Source organism: Massilia forsythiae (genome assembly GCF_012849555.1).
In the GTDB taxonomy this organism is placed as follows: Bacteria; Pseudomonadota; Gammaproteobacteria; order Burkholderiales; family Burkholderiaceae_D; genus Telluria; species Telluria forsythiae.
Genome location: NZ_CP051685.1, coordinates 3461791 through 3483508 on the forward strand (window position 1 = coordinate 3461791; position 21718 = coordinate 3483508).

20 protein-coding genes are annotated in these 21718 nt (G+C 66.8%); 14 read left to right on the forward strand and 6 right to left on the reverse strand.

The annotated features are described in order from the left end of the window. Positions 1–37: 37 nt before the first annotated feature. Together HH212_RS14810 and HH212_RS14815 are read left to right on the forward strand one after the other, a co-directional pair. The gene (locus HH212_RS14810; RefSeq protein ID WP_170203175.1) at positions 38–1279 is read left to right on the forward strand and encodes a cystathionine gamma-synthase family protein; all 1242 of its coding nucleotides are present in this window, start codon (positions 38–40) and stop codon (positions 1277–1279) included. Between the two features lie 138 nt (positions 1280–1417). Further along, the gene (locus HH212_RS14815) at positions 1418–2143 is read left to right on the forward strand and encodes an SEL1-like repeat protein (RefSeq protein WP_170203176.1); all 726 of its coding nucleotides are present in this window, start codon (positions 1418–1420) and stop codon (positions 2141–2143) included. 168 nt (positions 2144–2311) lie between these two features. Here HH212_RS14815 and lexA read toward each other — a convergent pair whose 3' ends face one another. Then, positions 2312–2977: a transcriptional repressor LexA gene (lexA, locus tag HH212_RS14820; RefSeq protein ID WP_170203177.1), complete on the reverse strand. Its 666-nt coding sequence runs from the start codon at positions 2975–2977 to the stop codon at positions 2312–2314. Positions 2978–3226: 249 nt separating this feature from the next. Here lexA and rpsF point away from each other — a divergent pair, with 249 nt between their 5' ends. The 8 genes from rpsF to pulA all read left to right on the forward strand — a co-directional run bounded on the left by rpsF (position 3227) and on the right by pulA (position 11679). Beyond that, a complete protein-coding gene (gene rpsF / locus HH212_RS14825; protein ID WP_170203178.1) occupies positions 3227–3616 on the forward strand; it encodes a 30S ribosomal protein S6 in 390 nt (129 codons plus the stop codon). A 22-nt stretch (positions 3617–3638) separates the two neighbouring features. Then, the gene (gene priB / locus HH212_RS14830) at positions 3639–3929 is read left to right on the forward strand and encodes a primosomal replication protein N (RefSeq protein ID WP_170203179.1); all 291 of its coding nucleotides are present in this window, start codon (positions 3639–3641) and stop codon (positions 3927–3929) included. 49 nt (positions 3930–3978) lie between these two features. Next, positions 3979–4269 carry a 30S ribosomal protein S18 gene (rpsR, locus tag HH212_RS14835; protein WP_036249492.1) on the forward strand — a complete coding sequence of 97 codons (291 nt, stop codon included), beginning with the start codon at positions 3979–3981 and terminating at the stop codon, positions 4267–4269. 34 nt (positions 4270–4303) lie between these two features. Continuing rightward, positions 4304–4756 carry a 50S ribosomal protein L9 gene (gene rplI / locus HH212_RS14840; RefSeq protein WP_170203180.1) on the forward strand — a complete coding sequence of 151 codons (453 nt, stop codon included), beginning with the start codon at positions 4304–4306 and terminating at the stop codon, positions 4754–4756. Between the two features lie 273 nt (positions 4757–5029). Beyond that, on the forward strand, positions 5030–6415 hold the full coding sequence (locus HH212_RS14845) for a replicative DNA helicase (RefSeq protein WP_170203181.1): 1386 nt from the start codon (positions 5030–5032) through the stop codon (positions 6413–6415). Between the two features lie 89 nt (positions 6416–6504). Next, a complete protein-coding gene (locus tag HH212_RS14850) occupies positions 6505–7131 on the forward strand; it encodes a DUF47 domain-containing protein (RefSeq protein WP_170203182.1) in 627 nt (208 codons plus the stop codon). A gap of 22 nt (positions 7132–7153) precedes the next feature. Then, on the forward strand, positions 7154–8164 hold the full coding sequence (locus tag HH212_RS14855) for an inorganic phosphate transporter (protein WP_170203183.1): 1011 nt from the start codon (positions 7154–7156) through the stop codon (positions 8162–8164). 404 nt (positions 8165–8568) lie between these two features. Further along, positions 8569–11679 (forward strand): pullulanase-type alpha-1,6-glucosidase, encoded by a 3111-nt coding sequence (pulA, locus tag HH212_RS14860; protein WP_229217289.1) that lies wholly within the window; start codon positions 8569–8571, stop codon positions 11677–11679. Between the two features lie 112 nt (positions 11680–11791). Here pulA and HH212_RS14865 read toward each other — a convergent pair whose 3' ends face one another. Continuing rightward, positions 11792–12028: a hypothetical protein gene (locus tag HH212_RS14865; RefSeq protein WP_170203184.1), complete on the reverse strand. Its 237-nt coding sequence runs from the start codon at positions 12026–12028 to the stop codon at positions 11792–11794. 183 nt (positions 12029–12211) lie between these two features. Between HH212_RS14865 and HH212_RS14870 the strand changes: the two genes are divergently transcribed. Further along, the gene (locus tag HH212_RS14870; RefSeq protein WP_170203185.1) at positions 12212–12532 is read left to right on the forward strand and encodes a hypothetical protein; all 321 of its coding nucleotides are present in this window, start codon (positions 12212–12214) and stop codon (positions 12530–12532) included. A 27-nt stretch (positions 12533–12559) separates the two neighbouring features. On the opposite strand, the gene HH212_RS14875 is transcribed toward HH212_RS14870, so the two are convergent. Continuing rightward, the gene (locus tag HH212_RS14875) at positions 12560–13462 is read right to left on the reverse strand and encodes a LysR family transcriptional regulator (RefSeq protein WP_170203186.1); all 903 of its coding nucleotides are present in this window, start codon (positions 13460–13462) and stop codon (positions 12560–12562) included. 99 nt (positions 13463–13561) lie between these two features. Between HH212_RS14875 and HH212_RS14880 the strand changes: the two genes are divergently transcribed. Further along, positions 13562–14461: an aldo/keto reductase family oxidoreductase gene (locus HH212_RS14880; protein ID WP_170203187.1), complete on the forward strand. Its 900-nt coding sequence runs from the start codon at positions 13562–13564 to the stop codon at positions 14459–14461. Here HH212_RS14880 and HH212_RS14885 read toward each other — a convergent pair. Continuing rightward, positions 14431–15333, reverse strand: a complete 903-nt coding sequence (locus HH212_RS14885) for an MBL fold metallo-hydrolase (protein WP_170203188.1) — start codon at positions 15331–15333, stop codon at positions 14431–14433. The two genes, HH212_RS14880 and HH212_RS14885, sit on opposite strands and share 31 nt — an antisense overlap. Positions 15334–15513: 180 nt before the next feature. On the opposite strand from HH212_RS14885, the gene HH212_RS14890 reads away from it, so the two are divergent. Beyond that, positions 15514–17142, forward strand: coding sequence for an HD family phosphohydrolase (locus HH212_RS14890; protein ID WP_170203189.1), 1629 nt, complete (start codon positions 15514–15516; stop codon positions 17140–17142). Positions 17143–17157: 15 nt separating this feature from the next. Continuing rightward, positions 17158–19473 (forward strand): CHASE2 domain-containing protein, encoded by a 2316-nt coding sequence (locus HH212_RS14895; protein WP_229217290.1) that lies wholly within the window; start codon positions 17158–17160, stop codon positions 19471–19473. 39 nt (positions 19474–19512) lie between these two features. On the opposite strand, the gene HH212_RS14900 is transcribed toward HH212_RS14895, so the two are convergent. Together HH212_RS14900 and HH212_RS14905 are read right to left on the reverse strand one after the other, a co-directional pair. Continuing rightward, positions 19513–20040, reverse strand: a complete 528-nt coding sequence (locus HH212_RS14900) for a hypothetical protein (protein WP_170203190.1) — start codon at positions 20038–20040, stop codon at positions 19513–19515. Positions 20041–20108: 68 nt separating this feature from the next. Further along, positions 20109–21425 carry an ROK family transcriptional regulator gene (locus HH212_RS14905; protein ID WP_170203191.1) on the reverse strand — a complete coding sequence of 439 codons (1317 nt, stop codon included), beginning with the start codon at positions 21423–21425 and terminating at the stop codon, positions 20109–20111. Positions 21426–21718 lie beyond the last annotated feature (293 nt).

Below are 21718 nucleotides of genomic sequence, written 5' to 3' on the forward strand. Positions count from 1 at the left end.
CACCGCGTGGACGGGGAACCCGCCCACACTACTTACCATGACCGAACAAGCGAATTACGGCTTCACCACCACCATCCTGCACAATGATCGCCGCAAGCCGATCGAACAACACTCGCTGCACAAGCCGATCCACACCTCGGTCGCCTTCGGCTACACCGACGCGCGCCAGCTGGCCTCGGTCTTCCAGGGCAAGGAACCCGGCTTCCGCTACGGCCGCCAGGGCAACCCGACGGTGGCGGCGCTGGAAGACAAGATCACCAAGATGGAAGACGGCACCGCCACGCTGTGCTTCGGCACCGGCATGGCCGCCATCGGCGCGCTGGCGCAGGCGCTGCTGCGCGAGGGCGACCACGTGGTGTCGTCCGCGTTCCTGTTCGGCAACACCAACAGCCTGTGGAACACGGTGGCGGGGCAGGGCACCGAGGTCGACTTCGTCGACGCCACCGACGTCGCCAACGTCGAAGCGGCGCTGAAGGACAACACGCGGCTGGTGTTCGTCGAGACCGTCGCCAACCCACGCACCCAGGTGGCCGACCTGGCGCGCATCGGCGCGCTGTGCCGCGCGCGCGGCATCCTGTACGTGGTCGACAACACCATGACCACGCCGTATTTGTTCCGTCCCAAGGCGGTGGGCGCCGGCCTGGTGGTCAATTCGCTGACCAAGTCGATCGGCGGGCACGGCATGGCGCTGGGCGGCGCCCTGACCGACACCGGCCTGTTCGACTGGAGCGCCTTCCCCAACATCGCCCCGAATTTCCGCCGCCTGGCGCCGGCCGCCCAGGGCATGGCGCAGCTGCGCGCCAAGTCGCTGCGCGACTTCGGCGCCTCGCTCGGGCCGGAAGCGGCGCACCACATCGCGGTCGGCGCCGAGACGCTGGCGCTGCGCATGGAGCGCACCTGCGCCAACGCGCTGGCGCTGGCGACGATGCTGGAAGCCGATGAGCGCGTCGCGGCCGTGCACTACCCGGGCCTGGCATCGCACCCGCAGCACGCGCTGTGCGGCGCGCTGTTCCGCAGTTACGGTTCGCTGTTCTCGTTCGAGCTGAAGGACGGCATCGACTGCTTCGACTACCTGAACCGCCTGCAGGTGGCGATCCCGGCCAGCAACCTGGGCGACACGCGCACGCTGGTGATCCCGGTGGCGCACACGATCTTCTTCGAGATGGGGGCGGAGCGCCGCGCCAGCATGGGCATCGCCGAATCCCTGATCCGGGTGTCGGTCGGCATCGAGGATACCGACGACCTGCTGGCCGATTTCGGCAACGCCCTGCAGGGCTGAATCCCGCAGCGCCGGTTTCGTAAAATCCGGTAAAGCGGCCGCTGCGGCGGCGCTTGCCGGTTGAGCCGTGGCCCCGCCCGGGTTATGATCGTGGCATCGTTTCCATTGCCGTCCGCGCCACCTTACGCCATTCCGCCCATGAAAATTGCCCTGTTGTGCGCCGCGCTGCTGTTCACCGACGCGGCGCTGGCCGACGAGCTGGCCGACGCCGATGCCCTGTTCGCCAAGAAAGCCTATCCGCAAGCGCTGCAGAAGTACACCAAGCTGGCGAATGCCGGCAACGTGACGGCCCAGCAGCACCTGGGCGAAATGTATTTCTACGGCGAAGCGGGCAGCGTCGACATGGCCCAGGCATCGCTCTGGTTCGGCAAGGCGGCTGCCAAGGGCAACGCGGTGGCGATCGCCTCGCTCGACCTGATGAAGCAGCGCGCCGCGCGCCGCGCCGACCTCGATTACTGGATCGTCAAGTATGACGGCTCGGACCTGCGCACCGACGAATACCGCTGCCCGGCGCCGCGCTTCCCGGCGATGTCCAAGATCAACGAGGAAATCGACCGCTACAGCGCGCGCATGCAGGCCTGGCAGGCCTGCCACAACCGTTTCGTCCAGTACCTGAACGGTTCGATGCCGCTGACCAAGCGCATCCCGGACGACATCGCCAAGCTGCTGACCAAGGACGAGATGGACAAGGCGACGGCGCACCTGGCGGACGTGGGACAGCGGATCTCGGAAGACACGCAGGTCGGCGGCAAGCTGGTGGTGGCGGATTTCACGGCATGGCGCACGGCGACCGAAGCCTACGTCAACGAGCACAACGAGATGGTCAAGAATGCGCCGCCGCCGGAGAAGGAGGAGCGGAAGTGAGGTTTGATGCGCCGCTGGTAACAATCATGCGATGCGTATGAACGTCGTCCCCGCGCAGGCGGGGACCCATACATCGCCAATGATGGTAGCTCAGCATGGGTCCCCGCCTGCGCGGGGACGACGTGCTGTGTTGCCCGCTATCGCTTCAATGGCGAAGAGCAGCGTGGATCAATGCCACGAACGCAGCAGTCCCACCGCCAAACCTTCCAGCACGAACTCGTCCGTATTCGGATCCACCGTAATCACCGGGAACTCCGGATTTTCCGGCAGCAGCTCGATGGTCGGACCATTCTGGCGGTAGCGCTTGACGGTGACTTCCTCGCCGATGCGGGCCACCACGATCTGGCCGTTCTTGGCGCTGTCGACCTTCTTGACGGCCAGGAAATCGCCGTCGCAGATGCCGGCATCGCGCATCGACCAGCCGCGCACCTTCAGCAGGAAGTCCGGCTTGGCCGAGAACATGGCCGGGTCGACGGAATAGGTGGCTTCGACGTGTTCCTGGGCCAGGATCGGCGAGCCCGCGGCGACGCGGCCGACCAGCGGCAGTGCCATCAGCAGCGCCGGCGGAATGGCCGGCAGCGGGATCGGCGCGGATACCGCCGGCACGGCCGACGGCGGCGTGCCGCCGAGCAGGCGGATGCCGCGCGAGGTGCCGGGAGAAATTTCGATCGCGCCTTTGCGCGCAAGGGCTTGCAGGTGTTCCTCGGCGGCGTTGGCCGAGCGGAAGCCAAGCTCTTGCGCGATTTCGGCGCGGGTCGGCGGGAAGCCGGTGTTGTCGATGGCTTCCTTGATCAGGTTGAGGATCTGTTCTTGCCGTGCGGTGAGCTTAAGCATGGGGGTGCGAGTGGGTATGAGGACAGACTGTATTTTTGTACAGTATGGCGTGGCGTGCAAGGGAAATTACACAATTGGCGCATCTTTTTTGCGCAGTCGCAGCAAGGAAGCGGTAAAAAGCGGGCTTATCACGAACGATAAAGCGATTGAGCGGTTGACTTTTTGCAGTTATAATAGCGGGCTTTCCCTTCCCACACTCGTCTTGACGCCGAGGTGGGCATTTGTTTAAACGTCCTCAAGGAGTGTTGCATGCGTCATTATGAAATCGTGTTTATCGTCCACCCGGACCAGAGCGAGCAGGTCCCGGCGATGATCGAACGCTACAAGACCACGGTCACCTCGCGCGGCGGCCAGATCCACCGCGTCGAAGACTGGGGCCGCCGTCAAATGGCTTACCAGATCCAGAAGCTGCCGAAGGCGCACTACATCTGCATGAACATCGAGTGCGACAACGAGACCCTGGTCGAGCTGGAAACCGCATTCAAATTCAATGATGCCGTGCTGCGTCACCTGACCGTGAAGATGAAGAAGGCCGAGACCGCGCCGTCGCCGATGATGAAGTCGGTCCAGCGCGAAGACGCAGCCAAGACCCATCGCGCCGAGCAGTCGGCCGCGCCGGCCGCCGCTGCCGCTGCCTGAGTAACGGGCCGACGCGCACGGGGTGAACGAGCTGTCGCTGGTTGCCAGCATCACGGAACGCGACACCCTGCGCTATACCCCGGCCGGCATTCCGATCGTCGGCGCGATCCTGCAGCACGGGTCGCAGCAGATGGAAGCGGGTGTGCAGAGGCAGGTCGAGTTCGAGATCACCGCGGTCGCCGCGGGCGAGATTTCGGGCCGCTTCGCCCACGCCGAACTCGGCGCAGTGCACCGCTTCACGGGATTCCTGGCCAGGAAAAGCCGTCACAGCAAAGCCCTGGTGTTTCATATCATTGATTTCAGTGCCGCCTAGCCGATCCAAGATCCAAGCGCGCACGTTTATATAGATACAGGAGCCAAAAATGGCATTCGGTAAAAAGTTCGACAAAAACAAAGCAAAAGAAAAACTGAAGCGCAAACAGCAGAACCCGCTGTTCAAGCGCAAGAAGTTCTGCCGCTTCACCGCCGCCGGCGTGGAACAGGTGGACTACAAGGACGTCGACACCCTGAAGGACTTCGTCCAGGAAAACGGCAAGATCATGCCGGCACGCCTGACCGGCACCAAGGCGCACTACCAGCGTCAAGTCGACACCGCGATCAAGCGCGCGCGTTACCTGGCCCTGCTGCCGTACACCGATCTGCACAACGCTTAATCGCGGTACGCAGTCAGAGAACCTGGAGAATAATATGCAAGTCATCCTGCTGGAAAAAGTCGTCAACGTCGGTAACCTGGGCGACGTGGTCAAGGTCAAGGACGGTTACGCGCGTAACTTCCTGATCCCGCAAAAAATGGCCCGCCGCGCCACCCAATCGGCCGTGGCCGAGTTCGAAGTCAAGCGCGCCGAGCTGGAAAAGGCCGCCGCCGAGAAGCTGTCCGCTTCGCAAGCCCAGGGCGAGAAGCTGAACGGCATGACCGTCACCATCGCCCAGAAGGCCGGCGTCGACGGCCGCCTGTTCGGTTCCGTGACCAACTTCGACATCGCCGAAGCCCTGAGCAAGCAAGGTTTCGCCGTCGAAAAGGCGCAAGTGCGCATGCCGGCCGGCCCGCTGAAGACCACCGGCGAGCACCCGGTTGCCGTCGCGCTGCACACCGACGTCGTGGTTGACGTCACCATCGCCGTCGTCGGCGAAGCAGCCTAAATAAATCGTCGTTCCATCAGTCTCGCAACTGATGCCGTCGTCCCCGCGCAGGCGGGGACCCATGCCGAGTAACCGAAGTCTCGCTGTCGAATACACCCTGGTGTGTCCGATGTAACGAGTTCCGGTGTTCAGCATGGGTCCCCGCCTTCGCGGGGACGACGCATTTGAAGTCGTCGAAAAGCGTCGTTTTTGGTACGCAAAAAACGTCGTTTTTATTTTTAGAAACTCACCAATCTTTTCAGCGGCCGGTGTCTAACGGGTATAATGCCGGCCATGAACACCCCAGCAGACCCGCAGATCGAGTCGCTCCGCATTCCCCCGCATTCCATCGAAGCAGAACAGTCCGTCATCGGCGGCCTACTGCGCGATAATGCGGCGTGGGACCGCATCGCCGACTTCATGCATGCGGAGGATTTCTACCGCTACGACCACCGGATCATCTTCGAACAGATGGTCCGCCTGATCAACTCGGGCAAACCGGCCGACGTGATCACCGTCTATGAGGCGCTGGTCCAGCTCGGCAAGGCCGACGACGTGGGCGGCCTCCAGTACCTGAATGCGATGGCGCAGAACACGCCGTCCGCCGCCAACATCCGCCGCTACGCCGAGATCGTGCGCGACCGCGGCGTGCTGCGCCAGCTCATCACCGTCGCCGACGAAGTCTCGGGCAAGGCCTTCAATCCGCAGGGCGCCGAGGTCAAGCAGATCCTCGACGAGGCCGAGTCGCGCATCTTCGCGATCGCCGAGCAGGGCGCGCGCGGCGCCCAGGGCTGGCTGGCGGTGCAGCCGCTCCTGACCCAGGTGGTGGAGCGCATCGACGAACTGTACAGCCGCGAAAACCAGGGCGAGATCACCGGCGTGCCGACCGGCTTCATCGACCTCGACCGCATGACCTCCGGCCTGCAGGCGGGCGACCTGGTGATCGTGGCCGGCCGTCCGTCGATGGGCAAGACCGCGTTTTCCGTCAACATCGGCGAGAACGTGGCGATCGAGGCCGGCTTGCCGGTGGCGATCTTTTCGATGGAGATGGGCGGCACGCAGCTCGCCATGCGTATGCTCGGCTCGGTCGGCCAGCTCGACCAGCACCGCCTGCGCACCGGCAAGCTGAACGACGAGGACTGGCCGCGCCTGACGCACGCGATCCAGAAGATGAACGATGCGCAGGTCTTCATCGACGAGACCCCGGCGCTGAACCCGATCGAGATGCGCGCGCGCGCGCGCCGCCTGGCGCGCCAGTGCGGCAAGCTCGGCCTGATCATCGTCGATTACCTGCAGCTGATGCAGGGTTCCAAGCCGGGCGACAACCGCGCCTCCGAGATTTCGGAAATCTCGCGCAGCCTGAAGGGCCTGGCCAAGGAACTCGGCTGCCCGGTGATCGCGCTGTCGCAGCTGAACCGCTCGCTGGAACAGCGCCCCAACAAGCGTCCGGTGATGTCCGACCTGCGCGAATCGGGCGCGATCGAGCAGGACGCCGACGTCATCATCTTTCTGTACCGCGACGAAGTCTACAACCCCGACTCGCCCGACAAGGGCACCGCCGAGATCATCATCGGCAAGCAGCGTAACGGCCCGATCGGCGCCATTCGCCTGACCTGGATGGGCATGTACACCAAGTTCGGCAACTACAGCGGTAGCCTGTCTATATACCAGGGCGATTGAGCCGCGACACCACGACCACGGCGACGCACTCCGCGGCGCCGCGGCCCACCAAGAAGAAGTCCCCAAGAGATCCAGAAACGGAGAAAACCATGTTTGGACGCCTGATGCCCACCGAGGGCAAGTTTTTCGACCTGTTCAACCAGCACGCCGCATTGTGCGTGAAGGGCGCGCAAGAGATGGTCGGCCTGATGACCAACTTCGACGACCTCGAAAACCGCACCCACGCCGTGGAAAGCCTCGAAAAACAGGCGGACAAGATCACCTACGCCACCGTCGACCTGCTGCACAAGACCTTCATCACGCCGCTCGACCGTGACGACATCCACAAGCTGATCACGCGCATGGATGACATCCTCGACATGATGGAGGACGCCGCTCAGACCATCTCGCTGTACGACCTGCACGCCGTCACCCCGGAAGCCAAGCGCCTGGCCGAGCTGTGCCTGGCCTGCTGCGAAAAGGTCCAGCAGGCGGTCGGCATGCTCAACAACATGGACAATGCCCAGAAGATGGTCGCGATCTGCGAAGAGATCGACCGCCTGGAATCGGACGCCGACCACGTGATGCGCGCCGCCATGTCCAAGCTGTTCCGCGACGAGCCGGACGTGCGCAACCTGATCAAGATGAAGGCGATCTACGAGATCCTGGAGACCGTCACCGACCGCTGCGAAGACGTCGCCAACATCATCGAAGGCATCATCGTCGAAAACGCGTAAGCCCATAACAATAACAACAACGATGAACTCTCTTCACATCAGCATCTACGTGCTGGGCCTGCTCGTCCTTTTAGCGCTGGTCTTCGATTTCATGAACGGCTTCCACGATGCCGCCAACGCGATCGCGACGGTGGTGTCGACCGGGGTGCTGAAACCGCAAACCGCGGTGGCCATGTCGGCGGTGTTCAACTTCGTCGCCATCTTCACGGTCGGCCTGCACGTGGCCGCCACGGTGGGCAAGGGCACCGTCGATCCGCACATCGTCGACCACTACGTGGTGTTCGGCGCGCTGGTCGGCGCCATCGTCTGGAACGTCATCACCTGGTACTACGGCATCCCGTCGTCGTCCTCGCATGCGCTGATCGGCGGCCTGGTCGGCGCCGCGGTGGCCAAGGGCGGCACCGGCGCACTGGTCGGCGGCGGCCTGCTCAAGACCGTGCAGTGGATCATCCTGTCGCCGCTGCTGGGCTTCGTGCTCGGTTCGCTGGTGATGCTGGCGGTGTCGTGGATCTTCGTGCGCACCCCGCCGCGCAAGGTCGACACCTGGTTCCGCCGCCTGCAGCTGGTCTCGGCCGCGGCCTATTCGCTCGGCCACGGCGGCAACGATGCCCAGAAGACCATCGGCATCATCTGGATGCTGCTGATCGTCGCCGGCGCCTCCAGCGCCGGCGACGCCGCGCCGCCGATGTGGGTGATCATTTCCTGCTACACGGCGATCAGCATGGGCACCCTGTTCGGCGGCTGGCGCATCGTGCGCACCATGGGCCAGAAGATCACCAAGCTCAAGCCCGTCGGCGGCTTCTGCGCAGAATCGGGCGGCGCCATCACCCTGTTCATCGCCTCGATGATCGGCGTGCCGGTGTCCACCACCCACACCATCACCGGCGCCATCGTCGGCGTGGGCTCGGCGCAAAAGGCCTCGGCGGTGCGCTGGGGCGTGGCCGGCAACATCGTGTGGGCGTGGGTCTTCACGATCCCGGCGTCGGCGTTCATGTCGGCGATCGCGTGGTGGGTGGGTACGCACATCCTGTAAACAGCACCATCACCGTCGTTCCAGGCACTGCCTGAAACGACTCCCCGCGCAGGCGGGGACCCATAGCGAACTTCAAGATACGGCGGCTTCGGAAACACCTCGATGCTTCTGGGCTGACGATTTCTGAAACTCGGCATGGGTCCCCGCCTGCGCGGGGACGACGTATTTGGGCCGGCGATTTCCGCTTGTACTGCCAGAACGCGAACGTATCGCATCGAACCCTCCGTATGCGGCAAGCACGCAACATTTCGTGAACATTGCCTGCGCACTCCTGTCTCCTTTTAAAATTTTTGCAAGGTGTAGTAGTAATATTACACACGACCGCCGGCCAGCGTTGCCGCCCGGGCAGTGCCCGCCGGTCCAAACAAGAATGAAGAGGGGACAACACAATGATTCGACGTAGTTTGACTTCACGGCCACGCCTGGCCGCGACCCTGTGCAGCATGCCGCTGCTGGCCATGCTGCTCGCCGGCTGCGGGGCCGGCGATGCCACCCAGCAGGGCGCCCAGTCCGGATCGCGCCAGCTGGCCGTCAGCACGAGCGTGGCCGCGGCCGCGGCAGCGGTGGCGCCCGGCACCATCCGCATGCACTTCCACCGTGTCGAGAACGATGCCGCCCAGTGGGGCGTGTATTCCTGGGACGGCCCGCAAACGCCGAGTTCGGCCTGGATCACCGACCGCTTCCTGTTCAGCGGCACCGACGCCTTCGGCGGCTACGTCGACATCCCGCTGGCGGCCGGCAAGACGTCCATTTCGTTCCTGGTCACGGATGGCTACGGCACCAAGAACTGCGCGGCCGACCAGAACGTGCGCCTGAACGGCGACATCGCCACCCGCGGCCAGGAAATCTGGATGCTGGAAGGCGATTGCGCCACCTACGATGCGGCGCCGGCGCTCACCTACGGCAACCTGGGCAACGCCAGCGCCTACTGGCTGTCGGCCGCCACGCTGGCCTGGCCGGGCGCCGCCACCAGCGGCAGCTACAAGCTGTTCTACGCCTCCAACGGCGGCCTGAACGCGAATGCCGGCGGCGTCACCGGCGCGGACGGCAGCGTCGATTTGCGCATCGGGACGCTGCCGGAAGCGATCCGCCAGAAGTTCCCGCACCTGACCGGCGCCACCGGCCTGAGCCTGTCGGCCAAGGACGCCGCCGCCGTGGCGCAGCTGGCGAGCAGCCAGTTCGCGATCGCCCAGTACGACAGCGCCGGTAACCTGATGAAGATCACCTCGCTGCAGAGCGCCGGCATGCTGGACGACGTGTTCGCCGCCAGGGCGGTGAACGCCCAGCTCGGCGTGACCTTCAATGCCGCCGGCGTGCCGACCTTCCGCGTCTGGGCGCCGACCGCCAAGTCGGTGGCGCTGAACGTGTACGCCAACGCCACCGCGGGCGCCACCGCCACGGTGCCGATGACGCGCGACGCCGCCAGCGGCGTGTGGAGCTACACCGCGCCCAACAATGCCTGGACCAACAAGGCCTACTACACCTACACGGTGAACGTGCTGTCGCGCTGGGCCGACAACAAGGTCGTCGCCAACACCGTCACCGATCCGTATTCGCTGAGCGTGAGCGCCAACAGCACGCGCAGCTTCGTCGCCAACCTGGACAGCGCCGCATTGAAGCCGTTCGGCTGGGACGTGCAGACCATTCCCGCGCTGGCGCATCCGACCGACATCGCCCTGTACGAGCTGCACATCCGCGACTTCTCGGCCTCCGACAGCACGGTGCCGGCGGCGCACCGCGGCAAGTACCTGGCCTTTACCGACACCCGCTCGGACGGCATGCGCCATCTGAAATCGCTGGCCAAGGCCGGCATGACCCACGTGCACCTGCTGCCGAGCTTCGACTTCGCCAGCGTCGACGAAGCCAAGTGCAGCGTGCCGAGCATCCCGAACGCGGGGCCGGATTCGAGCGCCCAGCAGGCGGCGGTGGCGGCGGTGCAGGACAGCGATTGCTTCAACTGGGGCTACGACCCGGTGCACTACAACACGCCGGAAGGCAGCTACGCCACCGATGCCGGCGACGGCGCCGTGCGGGTGCGCGAGTTCCGCGAAATGGTGCAGGGCCTGCACGACGCCGACCTGCGCGTGACCATGGACGTGGTGTACAACCACACCAGCCAGTCGCAGCAGGGCCCGCTGTCGGTGCTGGACCGCATCGTCCCGACGTATTACTACCGCCTGAATCCGAACGGCGGCATCCTGAACGACAGCTGCTGCGCCGACACCGCGCAGGAAACCACGATGATGGGCAAGCTGATGATCGATTCGGTGTCGATGTGGGCCAAGCAGTACAAGGTCGACAGCTTCCGCTTCGACATCATGGGCTTGAGTCCGCTGGACCTGATCAAGCGCCTGCAGGCGGACGTCAACAAGGCGGCCGGCCGCGACATCTACCTGTACGGCGAAGCCTGGAACTTCGGCGCCGTTGCCAACGACGCCCGCTTCGTGCAGGCGCGCCAGGCCAACATGTACGGCACCGGCATCGGTTCGTTCAACGACCGCATGCGCGACTCGGTCCGCGGCGGCGGCTGCTGCGACAACGGCGACGCGCTGTTCACCCAGCAGGGCTTCATCAACGGCGTGTGGTACGACCCGAACGGCAAGGCCAGCCAGACCCGCGACGACGCGCTGCGCCTGGCGGACATGGTGCGCGTGGCCCTGTCCGGCACGCTGCGCGACTACCGTTTCCTAGATCGCACCGGCGCCGTGAAAAGCAACGCCGAGATCGACTACTTCGGCCAGAAGGCCGGCTTCGCCGCCAACCCGGCCGAGACCATCAACTACATCGAGGCGCACGACAACCAGACCCTGTTCGACATCGACGCCTTCCGCCTGCCGCAGACGACCTCGCTGGCCGACCGGGTGCGCGTGCAGAACCTGGGCACGGCCATTAACCTGCTGGCGCAGGGCATTCCGTTCACCCATGCCGGCCAGGAAATCCTGCGTTCCAAGTCGCTCGACCGCGACAGCTACAACGCCGGCGACTGGTTCAACCGCCTGGACTACAGCTACGCGTCGAACAACTTCGGCGTCGGCCTGCCGCTGCAGAACACCAACGGCGACAACTGGCCGATCATGGCGCCGCTGCTGGCCAATCCGCTGATCAAGCCGGACAGCCGCGCCATCGTCCAGGCGCGCGACGTGTTCGAGGACTTCCTGGCGATCCGCAAGGACACCACGCTGTTCCGCCTGCGCACCGCGCAGGACGTCAACGAGCGCCTGAAGTTCTACAACGTCGGACCGAATCAGGTGCCGGGCCTGGTGGTGATGGGTATCGACGGCAGCCAGCCGCGCAGCTACGCCGGCAACGAGTTCGCCCGCGTGGTGGTGCTGTTCAACGTCGACAAGACCGCCAAGACCTTCGCCATCCCCGAGCTGAAGGGCAAGAAGCTGGCGCTGCACAGCATCCAGCGCCGCGGCAGCGACGATGTGGTGAAATCGTCCAGCTACGACCGCACCAGCGGCAGCTTCAGCGTGCCGGCGCGTACCGCGGCGGTGTTCGTGCAGAACGATTGATGCGCGGCGCCTGAAGGGGAGGCGCGCCGCCGGCGCGCCGACGCGAAGGGCCGCAAGCTTGCGCTTGCGGCCCTTTTTTCATGCATGCGGGGCGTCGGCCGGGCGCGGCGGATCACCAATCCTTGCCGGAGTTGTTGACGCCGTTTTCCATCACCCGCTGGTTCTCGAGCTGCTGCTTGTCGGCCACGGTCACGTTGTCCGGACGGCCGCCCTTGCGCGGGATATAGCTGGCGACCGAAGTGGTGCCGCGGTCCGCCATGGCCTGCTGGCCATCCTGGGCCGGATTGTTGGCTGCACAGCCGCACAGCAGGGTTGCACCCGCCAGCGCGGCCAGGGTGATCGATTTCATTGAATGCCTCCTCGGTGATGACTACGGTTGGAAATTGCCATCCTCGATCATAGACGAGCAGCGCCGGCATGAATCTCACGAATAATCACGTATCGCGCGTGCATGCGTGATTATTTTGATCGGGCACAGACACACCATGCGCTCGGTCTTCCAGAATCGGTTGACAACCGTGAAGGAGCACACATGGCACGCTCGATCAGGCTCATCTATCGCAATATCCAGGGCCGCGTCCGGATCAACCATAACTGGGAAGCGATCACCAAAAGTGCCGCAGTATTGATCACTGCGGCCGAATGGCGGGCGGGCAACGATCCCTACGACGATACCGGCCGTCCGAACTTGGGCGAGGCCAATGTCTACGTGACCAACATCGGGCCGCACGATCCGGAGGGCGGCCCCGGCGGCGTCGAATTCCACCTCCACGTCGACTGGGACAGTCCGCTGCACGTGCAGGTGACGATCACCGTGTTCGAGCCGATCGAAAGGTTCGAAGTCGTCGGTTGAGCGGCCGGTGCATGCCGCGGCGGGCGCCTAGCCAGCGTCGCCCTTGATGAAATCGACGAAGGCGCGCAGTGGCGCCGGCACCAGGCGCCGCCCGGAATAGTACAGCCAGGGGCCGGAAATACTGGGCCACCAGTCTTCCAGCACCGGCGCCAGGGCGCCGCTTTCGAAGTACGGGCGCAGCCAGTCCTCGAACAGGTAGACGATACCGCTGCCGGCCACCGCGGCCTGCACCGCCAGGTCGGCCGTGATGCCCAGGCGCACGATCAGCGGGCCGCGCGGGTTGACGTGCACCACCTCGCCGGCGCGCTCGAACTGCCACTGCACCACCGGGCCGCCGGCGAAGCGCCCGGCCAGGCAGGCGTGCGCCGGCAACTGGTCCGGATGGGTGGGGCGGCCATGCCGGGCCAGGTAGGCCGGCGCCGCGGCCGCCGCCAGGCGCTGCACGCGCGGGCCAATCGGCAGCGCGATCATGTCCTGCTCCAGCGCTTCCTCGTAGCGGATGCCGGCGTCGCAGCCGGACGCCAGCACGTCGACGAAGCGGTCTTCCGCCGTCACTTCCAGCGTGATGTCGGGGTAGGCCGTCAGGAAGCGCGGCACGATGTCCGGCAGCACCAGGCGCGACGCCGCCAGCGGCACGTTCAGGCGCAGGATGCCGGCGGGCTGGCCGCCGGCGTCGGCCACCGCGCCCAGCGCCGCCTCGACTTCGCCCAGGGCCGGCCCCAGGCGTTCCAGCAGCGTGCGTCCAGCCTCGGTCGGCGTCACGCTGCGCGTGGTGCGGTTCAGCAGTCGCGCGCCGAGCCGCTGCTCCAGCCGGCGCACCGCGTCGCTCAGGCCCGAGGGGCTGGCGCCGCGTGCGCGCGCCGCCTCGCGGAAGCCGCCGGCGCGCGCCACCGCCACAAAAATCTGCAAGTCGTCCAGGTCGATGTCCATTGTCCGTTTTTCCGTACAGCCCGTGCGGATTGTAGTGGATTGTCCGCCGGCGGGGCCGGCGTTATCTTGTCCTTACACTCACCCAACAAGGAGAACACCATGACCCGACTCGAACGCGCCGGCACCTGGATGCTCGGCGAGCGCCGCGTCAAGCGCCTCGGCTACGGCGCCATGCAACTGGCCGGCCCGGGCGTCTTCGGCCCGCCGCGCGACCCGGAACAGGCGCGCGCCGTGCTGCGCGCGGCGCTGGAGGGCGGCGTCGACCACATCGACACGTCGGACTTCTACGGGCCGCACGTCACCAACCGCTTGATCCGGGAAGCGCTGCAGCCGTATCCGGCCGGGCTGACGCTGGTCACCAAGATCGGCGCGCGCCGCGACGCCCAGGGCGCCTGGCTGCCGGCCTGCTCGGCGCAGGCATTGACCGCGGCGGTGCACGACAACCTGCGCCACCTCGGCCTGGACGCGCTGGACGTGGTCAACCTGCGCAGCATGCTGAGCGTGCACGGTCCGGTGGAAGGCTCATTGGAAGAACCGCTGGCGGCGCTGGCCGAACTGCGCCGCCAGGGGCTGGTGCGCCATATCGGCTTGAGCAACGTGACGCCGGCGCAGGTGCGGCAGGCGCGGCGCATGGTGCCGATCGTCTGCGTGCAGAACCAGTACAACCTGGCGCACCGCAGCGACGACGCGCTGATCGACGAACTGGCCGGGGAGGGCATCGCCTACGTGCCGTTCTTCCCGCTCGGCGGCTTTTCGCCGCTGCAATCGGAGACGCTGTCGGCCGTGGCGGCGCAGCTGGAAGCGACGCCGATGCAGGTGGCGATCGCCTGGCTGTTGCGGCGTTCGCCCAACATCCTGGTGATACCGGGCACGGCGTCGCTCGCGCACCTGCGCGAAAACCTGGCGGCGGCCGACCTGGTATTGCCCGATGCGGCGTACGCGCGGCTGGAGCGGATGGCGGTGGCCGGTCAGGAGAGCTCGACTTCCAGTCCCTCGTAGGCCAGCACCACCGCCAGGTGTTCCAGGCGGCCGGCGAAGCGCGCCAGCGCCTGCGCGAACACGGCTTCCAGTTCGTCGTCGGCACGGGTCGGCTCGTGGTGGGTGCAGTACAGCGTGCGCGCGCCGACCCGCAGCGCCATCTCCAGCGCGGCATCGAAGGTACCGTGGCCCCAGCCCTGCTTGGCCGGGTATTCCTCGAGCGTGTACGAGCAATCGACGATCAAGGCATCCACGCCCTGCATGGCGCGGTCGATCTCGGCCTGACGGCGCGCGATCTCTTGCTGGGCGGCGGCGTGGCCGGGCGCGCCCGGCGCGTGCGGGTTGCTGAACGGTTCGTGGTCGCCGGTGAAGAACAGCGACTTGCCGCCGCAGGCGATGCGGTAGCCGAGGTTGGCGACCGGGTGGTTCATCACCACGCTGTCGACCACGGCATCGCCGACGGTATGCTGCTCGCCGGCTTCCAGCGTGCGGTAGGAAATGCTGGCGGCCATGCGCTCTTCGCTGACCGGAAAATAGCTGTTCTGCAGCTGCACCGCCATCACCCGCTCGATGCCGCTGCCGCTGGCCGCGTCGCGCGGCCCGTGCAGGCACACCCGGCTGCCCTTGACGAACAACGGGATGAAGAAGGGCAGGCCGTGGATGTGGTCCCAGTGGCTGTGCGAGATGAAGATGTCGGCATCGATGCCGGTGCCTGCGGTGCGGCGCGCCATCAGGTCCTGCGCCAGCGGGTACAGGCCGGTGCCCGCGTCCAGCACGATCAGGGTGCCGCCGCCGGTGCGTACTTCGATGCAGGTGGTGTTGCCGCCGTGGCGCACGGTGCGCGGCCCGGGGGACGGGATCGACCCCCGCACGCCCCAGAATCGGAATTTCATGTTGTTCCTTGCTGCTTGATATTAACGGGATGATAGCCGTTTGGGCAGGCACGGTATACAGGGCGCAGGAAGGCGGCTACACTGTTAAAAAATTTCAGCTCGGCAATACACGGATCGTCTTTACGCCGCCGTCTGCCGCCCCGGCCGCCGCATCAGCAGCCGTTCCAGCCCCCTACCGCCATGCAAGAGCCAACCCAGTCCCCTATCGCCGAGCGGCTCGACCTCCTCACCGAAGTCAGCCTCGCCCTCGCCGGCGACCACGACATCGACGCCTTCCTCGAGCGCATCCTGCAGGCCGCGAAAAACCTGACCAACGCCGACGGCGGCACCCTGTACCGGCCCAGTGCGGACGGGCGCAGCCTGTGCTTCCAGTTCTCGCTGAACGACACGCTCGGGCTGCGCCAGGGCGGGGCCGGCGGCGATCCGGTCGGCCTGTCGCCGGTACCGCTGTACGATGCCGACGGCGGCAAGAACCTGTCCTCGGTCGCGGCCTACGCGGCCAACCTGGACCGCTCGGTCAACATCGAGGACGTGTACCAGGCCGAGGACTTCAATTTTTCCGGCATGCGCCGCTTCGACGACGCCTTCGGCTACCACTCGCAATCGTTCCTGACCGTGCCGATGCGCGACCACGAGAAGGAACTCACCGGCGTGCTGCAGCTGATCAACGCGCGCGATCCGGCCACCGGTGCGGTGCGCCCGTTCTCGCCCACCGACCAGCGCTTCATCGAGGCGCTGGCGGGGCAGGCCGCGGTGGCGCTGACCAACCGCCAGCTGATCCGCCAGCTGGAACACCTGCTGGAATCGCTGGTCAACCTGATCAACATCGGCATCGACGAAAAGTCGCCGCACACCGGCCGCCATTGCCAGTTCGTGCCGGAACTGACGATGATGCTGGCCGACGCCGTGCACGCCACCGCCGAGGGGCCGATGGCCGGCTTCCGCATGAGCGAGGGCGACCGCAAGGAGTTGTGGCTGGCCGGCCTGCTGCACGATTGCGGCAAGATCACCACCCCGGTGCACGTGGTCGACAAGGCCACCAAGCTGGAAACCATCTTCGACCGCATCCACCTGGTCGATGCGCGCTTCGAGGTCTTGCTGCGCGATGCCGAGATCCGCATGCTGCGCGCGCGCTGCCAGCCGGGCCTCGGCGCCGACGAGCTGGCCGGACTCGACGCCGGCCTGGCCGCGGAACAGGCCAAGCTGCGCGCCGACCGCGACTTCCTGCGCCACGCCAACGTCGGCAGCGAAGGCATGAGCGTCACCGACCAGCAGCGCGTGCGCCGCATCGCGCGCTACCGCTGGACCGGCCCGGACGGCGTCGAGCGCGACCTGCTGGACGAGGACGAGATCTACAACCTGAACATCCCGTTCGGCACCCTGACCGGGGAAGAACGCAAGATCATCAACAACCACATCGTGGTGACCATCCGCATGCTGGAATCGCTGCCCTGGCCGAAGCACCTGCGCAACGTGCCGGAGTACGCCGGCGGCCACCACGAGCGGGTGGACGGCAAGGGCTACCCGCGCGGCTTGAGGCGCGACCAGATGTCGGTGCAGGCGCGGGTGATGGCGATCGCCGACATCTTCGAGGCGCTGACCGCGCCCGACCGCCCCTACAAGAAGGGCAAGACGCTGTCGGAATCACTGCATATCCTCGGCAAGTTCGCCCTCAACGGCCACATCGATCCGGACCTGTTCGACATTTTCGTGCGCCAGAAGGTCTATGCGCAGTTCTCGAGCAAGTTCCTGGACCCGGCGCAGGTGGACGAGGTCGACGAGGCCGCCATTCCCGGCTACCGGCCGTAAGCGGGAGCACGGACGATGCCGCGATTCGCAAGGAAGGCAGCGCGCGCGCCGGCGCGCGGGCGCATGCGCGGCCTGGCGCGCAAATACGGACTGCGCTGGGCCCTGGGACTGGCGCTGACGCTGGCGGCGCTGCTGTACCTGATGGGCGTGTGGAGCAGCCACGCCATCGCGCGCCAGGACACCATCGTGGCCGACCTGCGCATGCGCCTGGAACGGCCGGTGCCGGACCCGCGCATCGTCATCGTCGACATCGACGCCAAGAGCCTGGGCGAAGTGGGGCGCTTTCCCTGGAGCCGCAACACGATGGCGCGCCTGGTGGACCAACTGGTCGGACATTATGGGGCGGCGACCGTCGGCTTCGACATCGCCTTCCCGGAACCCGACACCAGTTCCGGCTACGCGGTGCTGGAACGCCTGGCCGGCGCCGAGCTGCGCGACGTGCCCGGCATGCGGCGCCGCCTGGACGCGCTGCGGCCGGCGCTCGACTACGACGGCCAGTTCGCGCGCGCGCTGGCCGGACGGCCGGTGGTGCTGGGCTATAACCTGTCGCCGGGCCTGACCCGTGGCGTGCTGCCGCCGCCGCCGTTCACCGCGGCCAGCCTGGGCGGGCGCGAACTGCTCGCCTACGAGGCCGACGGCTACGAAGCCAACATCGCGCCGCTGCAGCAGGCCGCGCGCGGCGCCGGCAGCTTCACGGTGGTACAGGACGCCGACGGCGTGGTGCGCTCCAGCTCCCTGCTGCAGCGCATCGGCGACGGCTATTACCCGTCGCTGGCGCTGGCCACCGCCGCGGTCTACCTGAAGGCGACGTCGATCGCGCCGGTGTTCGAAGACGATGCCATGATGCAGTCGGAGGCACAACTGGAATCCGGCGGCGCCAAGGCGATCCGCATCGCCGGCCCCGGTGTCGAGCGCAGCATCCCGGCCGGCTACGGCCTGCTGACCGTGGTGCAGTACCACGGCAGCGGCGGCCCGCAGGGCGGCTCTTTCCGCTACGTGTCCGCCAGCGACGTGCTGGCCGGACGCGTGGCGCCGCAGGTGCTGCGCGGCGCGATCGTCCTGGTCGGCACCACCGCGCCCGGCCTGGTCGACCTGCGCGCCACGCCGGTGTCGTCCGCCTATCCCGGCGTCGAGGTGCACGCCAACGTCATCAAGTCGATCCTCGACGGGCGCTTCAAGACGCGCTCCCAGTACGCGTTCCCGATCGAAGTGCTGCAGGTGCTGGCGGTGGGCACGCTGCTGGCGCTGCTGCTGCCGGCGCTGTCGCCGCTGGCGGCGGTGCTGGCGGCCGGCGCCGCCTTCGCGCTGGTGGCGGGCATCAACATGGCCATGTACTTCGTCGAGGACACCGTGCTCGACATGGTGATCTGCCTGCTGCTGGTGGCGCTGCTGTTCGTGCTGAACCTGGGCTGGGGCTACTTTTTCGAATTCCGCAAGGGCAGGGCGCTGGTGTCTCGCTTCGGCGAGTACGTGGCGCCGGAACTGGTGGCGCAGATGGCCGAGAACCCGCACGCCTACGACATGGAAGGCGAGAGCCGGGATTTATCGGTCATGTTCGTCGACGTGCGCGGCTTCACCACCATCTCCGAAGGCTTGCCGCCCAAAGAACTGCGCGAGTACATCAATTTGTACCTGACCGCGATGTCGGAAGACATCCGTTCCAGCCACCAGGGCACGCTCGACAAATACATCGGCGACGCCGTGATGGCGTTCTGGGGCGCGCCGGTGGCCTTTGCCGACCACGCCAGCCGCGCGGTGGCCACGGCGCTCTTGATGCAGGCCAGCGCGGCGCGCCTGGACGAGGCCTTCCGCGCGCGCGGCTGGCCGCCCCTGAAGATCGGCATCGGCGTGAATTCCGGCCTGATGCACGTGGGCGACATGGGCTCGGCCATCCGCCGCGCCTATACCGTGATGGGCGACGCCGTGAACCTGGGCGCGCGCCTGGAAGGCATCACCAAAGTGTACGGCGTCGGCATCGCGGTGGGCGAGGCGACACGCCTGGCGGCCCCGGAATTCGCCTACCGCGAGCTGGACCGGGTGCGGGTGAAGGGCAAGAACGAACCGGTGGCCATTTTCGAGCCGCTGGGCCGGCCGGCGGAACTCGATGCGGGCCTGCTGGACGAATTGCGTACTTGGGATGCGGCGCTGGCGCTGGTGCGGGCGCGCGACTGGGACGGGGCGCAGCGGCGCATCGCGGCGCTGCACGACGCACTGGCGGACGATCACCCGCGGCGCGGGCTGTATGCGCTGTACCTGCAGCGCATCGCCCGCTGGCGCGCCGAGCCGCCGGGGGTGGACTGGGATGGGGTGACCACGTTCGAGACCAAGTAGATCGGCCCATGGGGGTGGATCGCTTAACGCTCGCACCGCCTAGGCGGGCGCCGCTACGCCGACCAGGCGCTGCATGATTTGTTTGGCTTCCTTCCCCAACCCGTCCGGGTCGCCGGGACCGAAGTCGCGGCGCACATCGTCGCCGTCGAGCTGCCACAGGTCCCAGGCCGCGTCGGTCGCCATCACCGTCGGCAGCGGGCCGGTGCTGGCCCAGATGCCGTCGGCGATCCGTCTCAGCGTGGCGAGGTCGTCGGGCGGGATGGGGCGCGTCGTGTGTTCCACGATGTCGGTCTTGTGCGCGGTGCGGTCGTCGCGCGCCAGGATACGGCTCGCTTCGCCGCGTTCCAGATCGACCATGTACCACAACGAACCGGTACTCAGGAACGATCCGGCGGCCAGCACCATGCCATGACGCGGCAGGGCGATGGGCAGGCTTGGCATCCTGCACGGTTTGCACAAGCGCTGCTTCGCCGGCGTGTCGGCCGGGGCGGCCTGCACGGGCAGGGCGGCGAATGGGCTGCTCAGCAGCAGTGCAGCGAGTGACGCGGTGATTTTCGGCAAGCGCATGGGGCTCCTCTTCGTTTCCCGGTAATCTACCGCAAAAGGTGCTCGTTGAAATGCGCGGTTTGTCACCATTACCGGCCTGGCGCCGTTGCCACGCGTTCCAGGCCACTGTCCCTGGCCGTACCCGAGCGCTGCTCCCGCCGCGCCATGCTTTGCAGGTCCAGCGGCCGCGTCACGCGATAACGCACCAGCGCCGCGGCGCCGACCGCCACCGCCTGCTCGCCGAACTGCGAAGTGCGGATCGCCGGCGCCGCCAGCTGCGCCGCGTCGGCATACCCGGCCAGCACGCCCCGCGCCTGCTTGACGAAGGCGTCGCCCAGGCGCAGCGCCGGGCCGCCGATGACGATCGCCATCGGGTCGAAGCCGGCCCACAAATTGTTCAGCAACACGCCGAGCTGGCGGCCGGCCGCCTCGACCGCCGCGCGCGTGGCCGCTTCGCCGGCGGCGGCGCGCCGGAACAGGCGCTCCAGCGCGCCATGGCTGTAATGCCGGTCGGGACCGGTCGCCGCCGGGTCCGTATGCAGCAGCGATCCCAGCCCGATCAGCGCGTCCGCGCAGCCGCGCCGGCCGCACGAGCAGGGCGGACCGTCGCTCTGCAGGATGGCGTGGCCGACCTCGCCGGCAAAGCCGTGCAGGCCGGTCAGCAGGCGGTCGCCGACGATCACGCCGGCGCCCACGCCGTAGCCGATCGACAGGTAGATCAGCGGATCGGTGCTGGACTGGGCGGTGAATTCGAACTCCGCCAATGCGGCGGCGTTGGCTTCGTTCTGGATCGCCAGCGGCAGCGCCGCCAGCGGCGTGCCGGCGAAGCAGGCGCGCACCTGGCCGGCGACGTCGACGTTGCGCCAGCCGAGGTGGGGGGCGTGGCGCAGCAGGCCGAGTGCTTCGTCCACCGCGCCGTGCAGGCCGATGCCGACGCCGAGCATGCGCCTTGCGCTGCGCGCCGTGTCTCCTCCAGCGGCGCGGGCAGGGCGCTCCAGGCGCTGCGCCAGCGCCACCAGCGCGCGCGCAGCCAGGCGGATGCAGGATGCCGCATCGTGCGCGTCGTCGTAGCTCACCACGCGCGTTTCCAGCACCCCGCCCAGCAGGTCGACGGCGACCACGCGCGCCTCGTCCACGCCCAGTTCGGCGCCCAGCAGCGCCAGGCGCGACGGATCCAGGTGCAGAGGGGTGGCGCGCCGGCCGACTTCGCCGGTGACCAGCAGGTCGCGCTCGGCGAGCCAGCCTTCGTCCACCAGTTCGCGCACCAGCGCGCTGACCGTCGACTTGGTCAGGTGCAGCTGCTCGGCCAGCGCGGCGCGCGACAGGCCGGGTCGGGCGCCGACCTGGCGCACCAGCGCCATGCGGTTGAGTTGCTTCAGTAATTGCTGGTCACCGGTTACGGGCATGTCTGGGTCCACTCATGTGATTTTTCCGCAACAAGAAACCATCGGCGTCATCGGCGTCATCGTGGCTGTTTTGTCGCTTTATCAAGGCCAGTATAAACCCCGGCTGCTGCTCATGCGTACCGTTAGCGTTAACACGAAGTCATTGATTTATTTGTGAAATCGATTTCAGGATAGCCTTGGTTCGTTGCAGCGCAGCGCGATCCGGACCGGAAAAACCGGGTCCGAAAACACCAGGCGGCCGCGTTCGCGCCGGGTATGGCGGCGAAAAATAGTTGGTTCGATCGATTGACCAA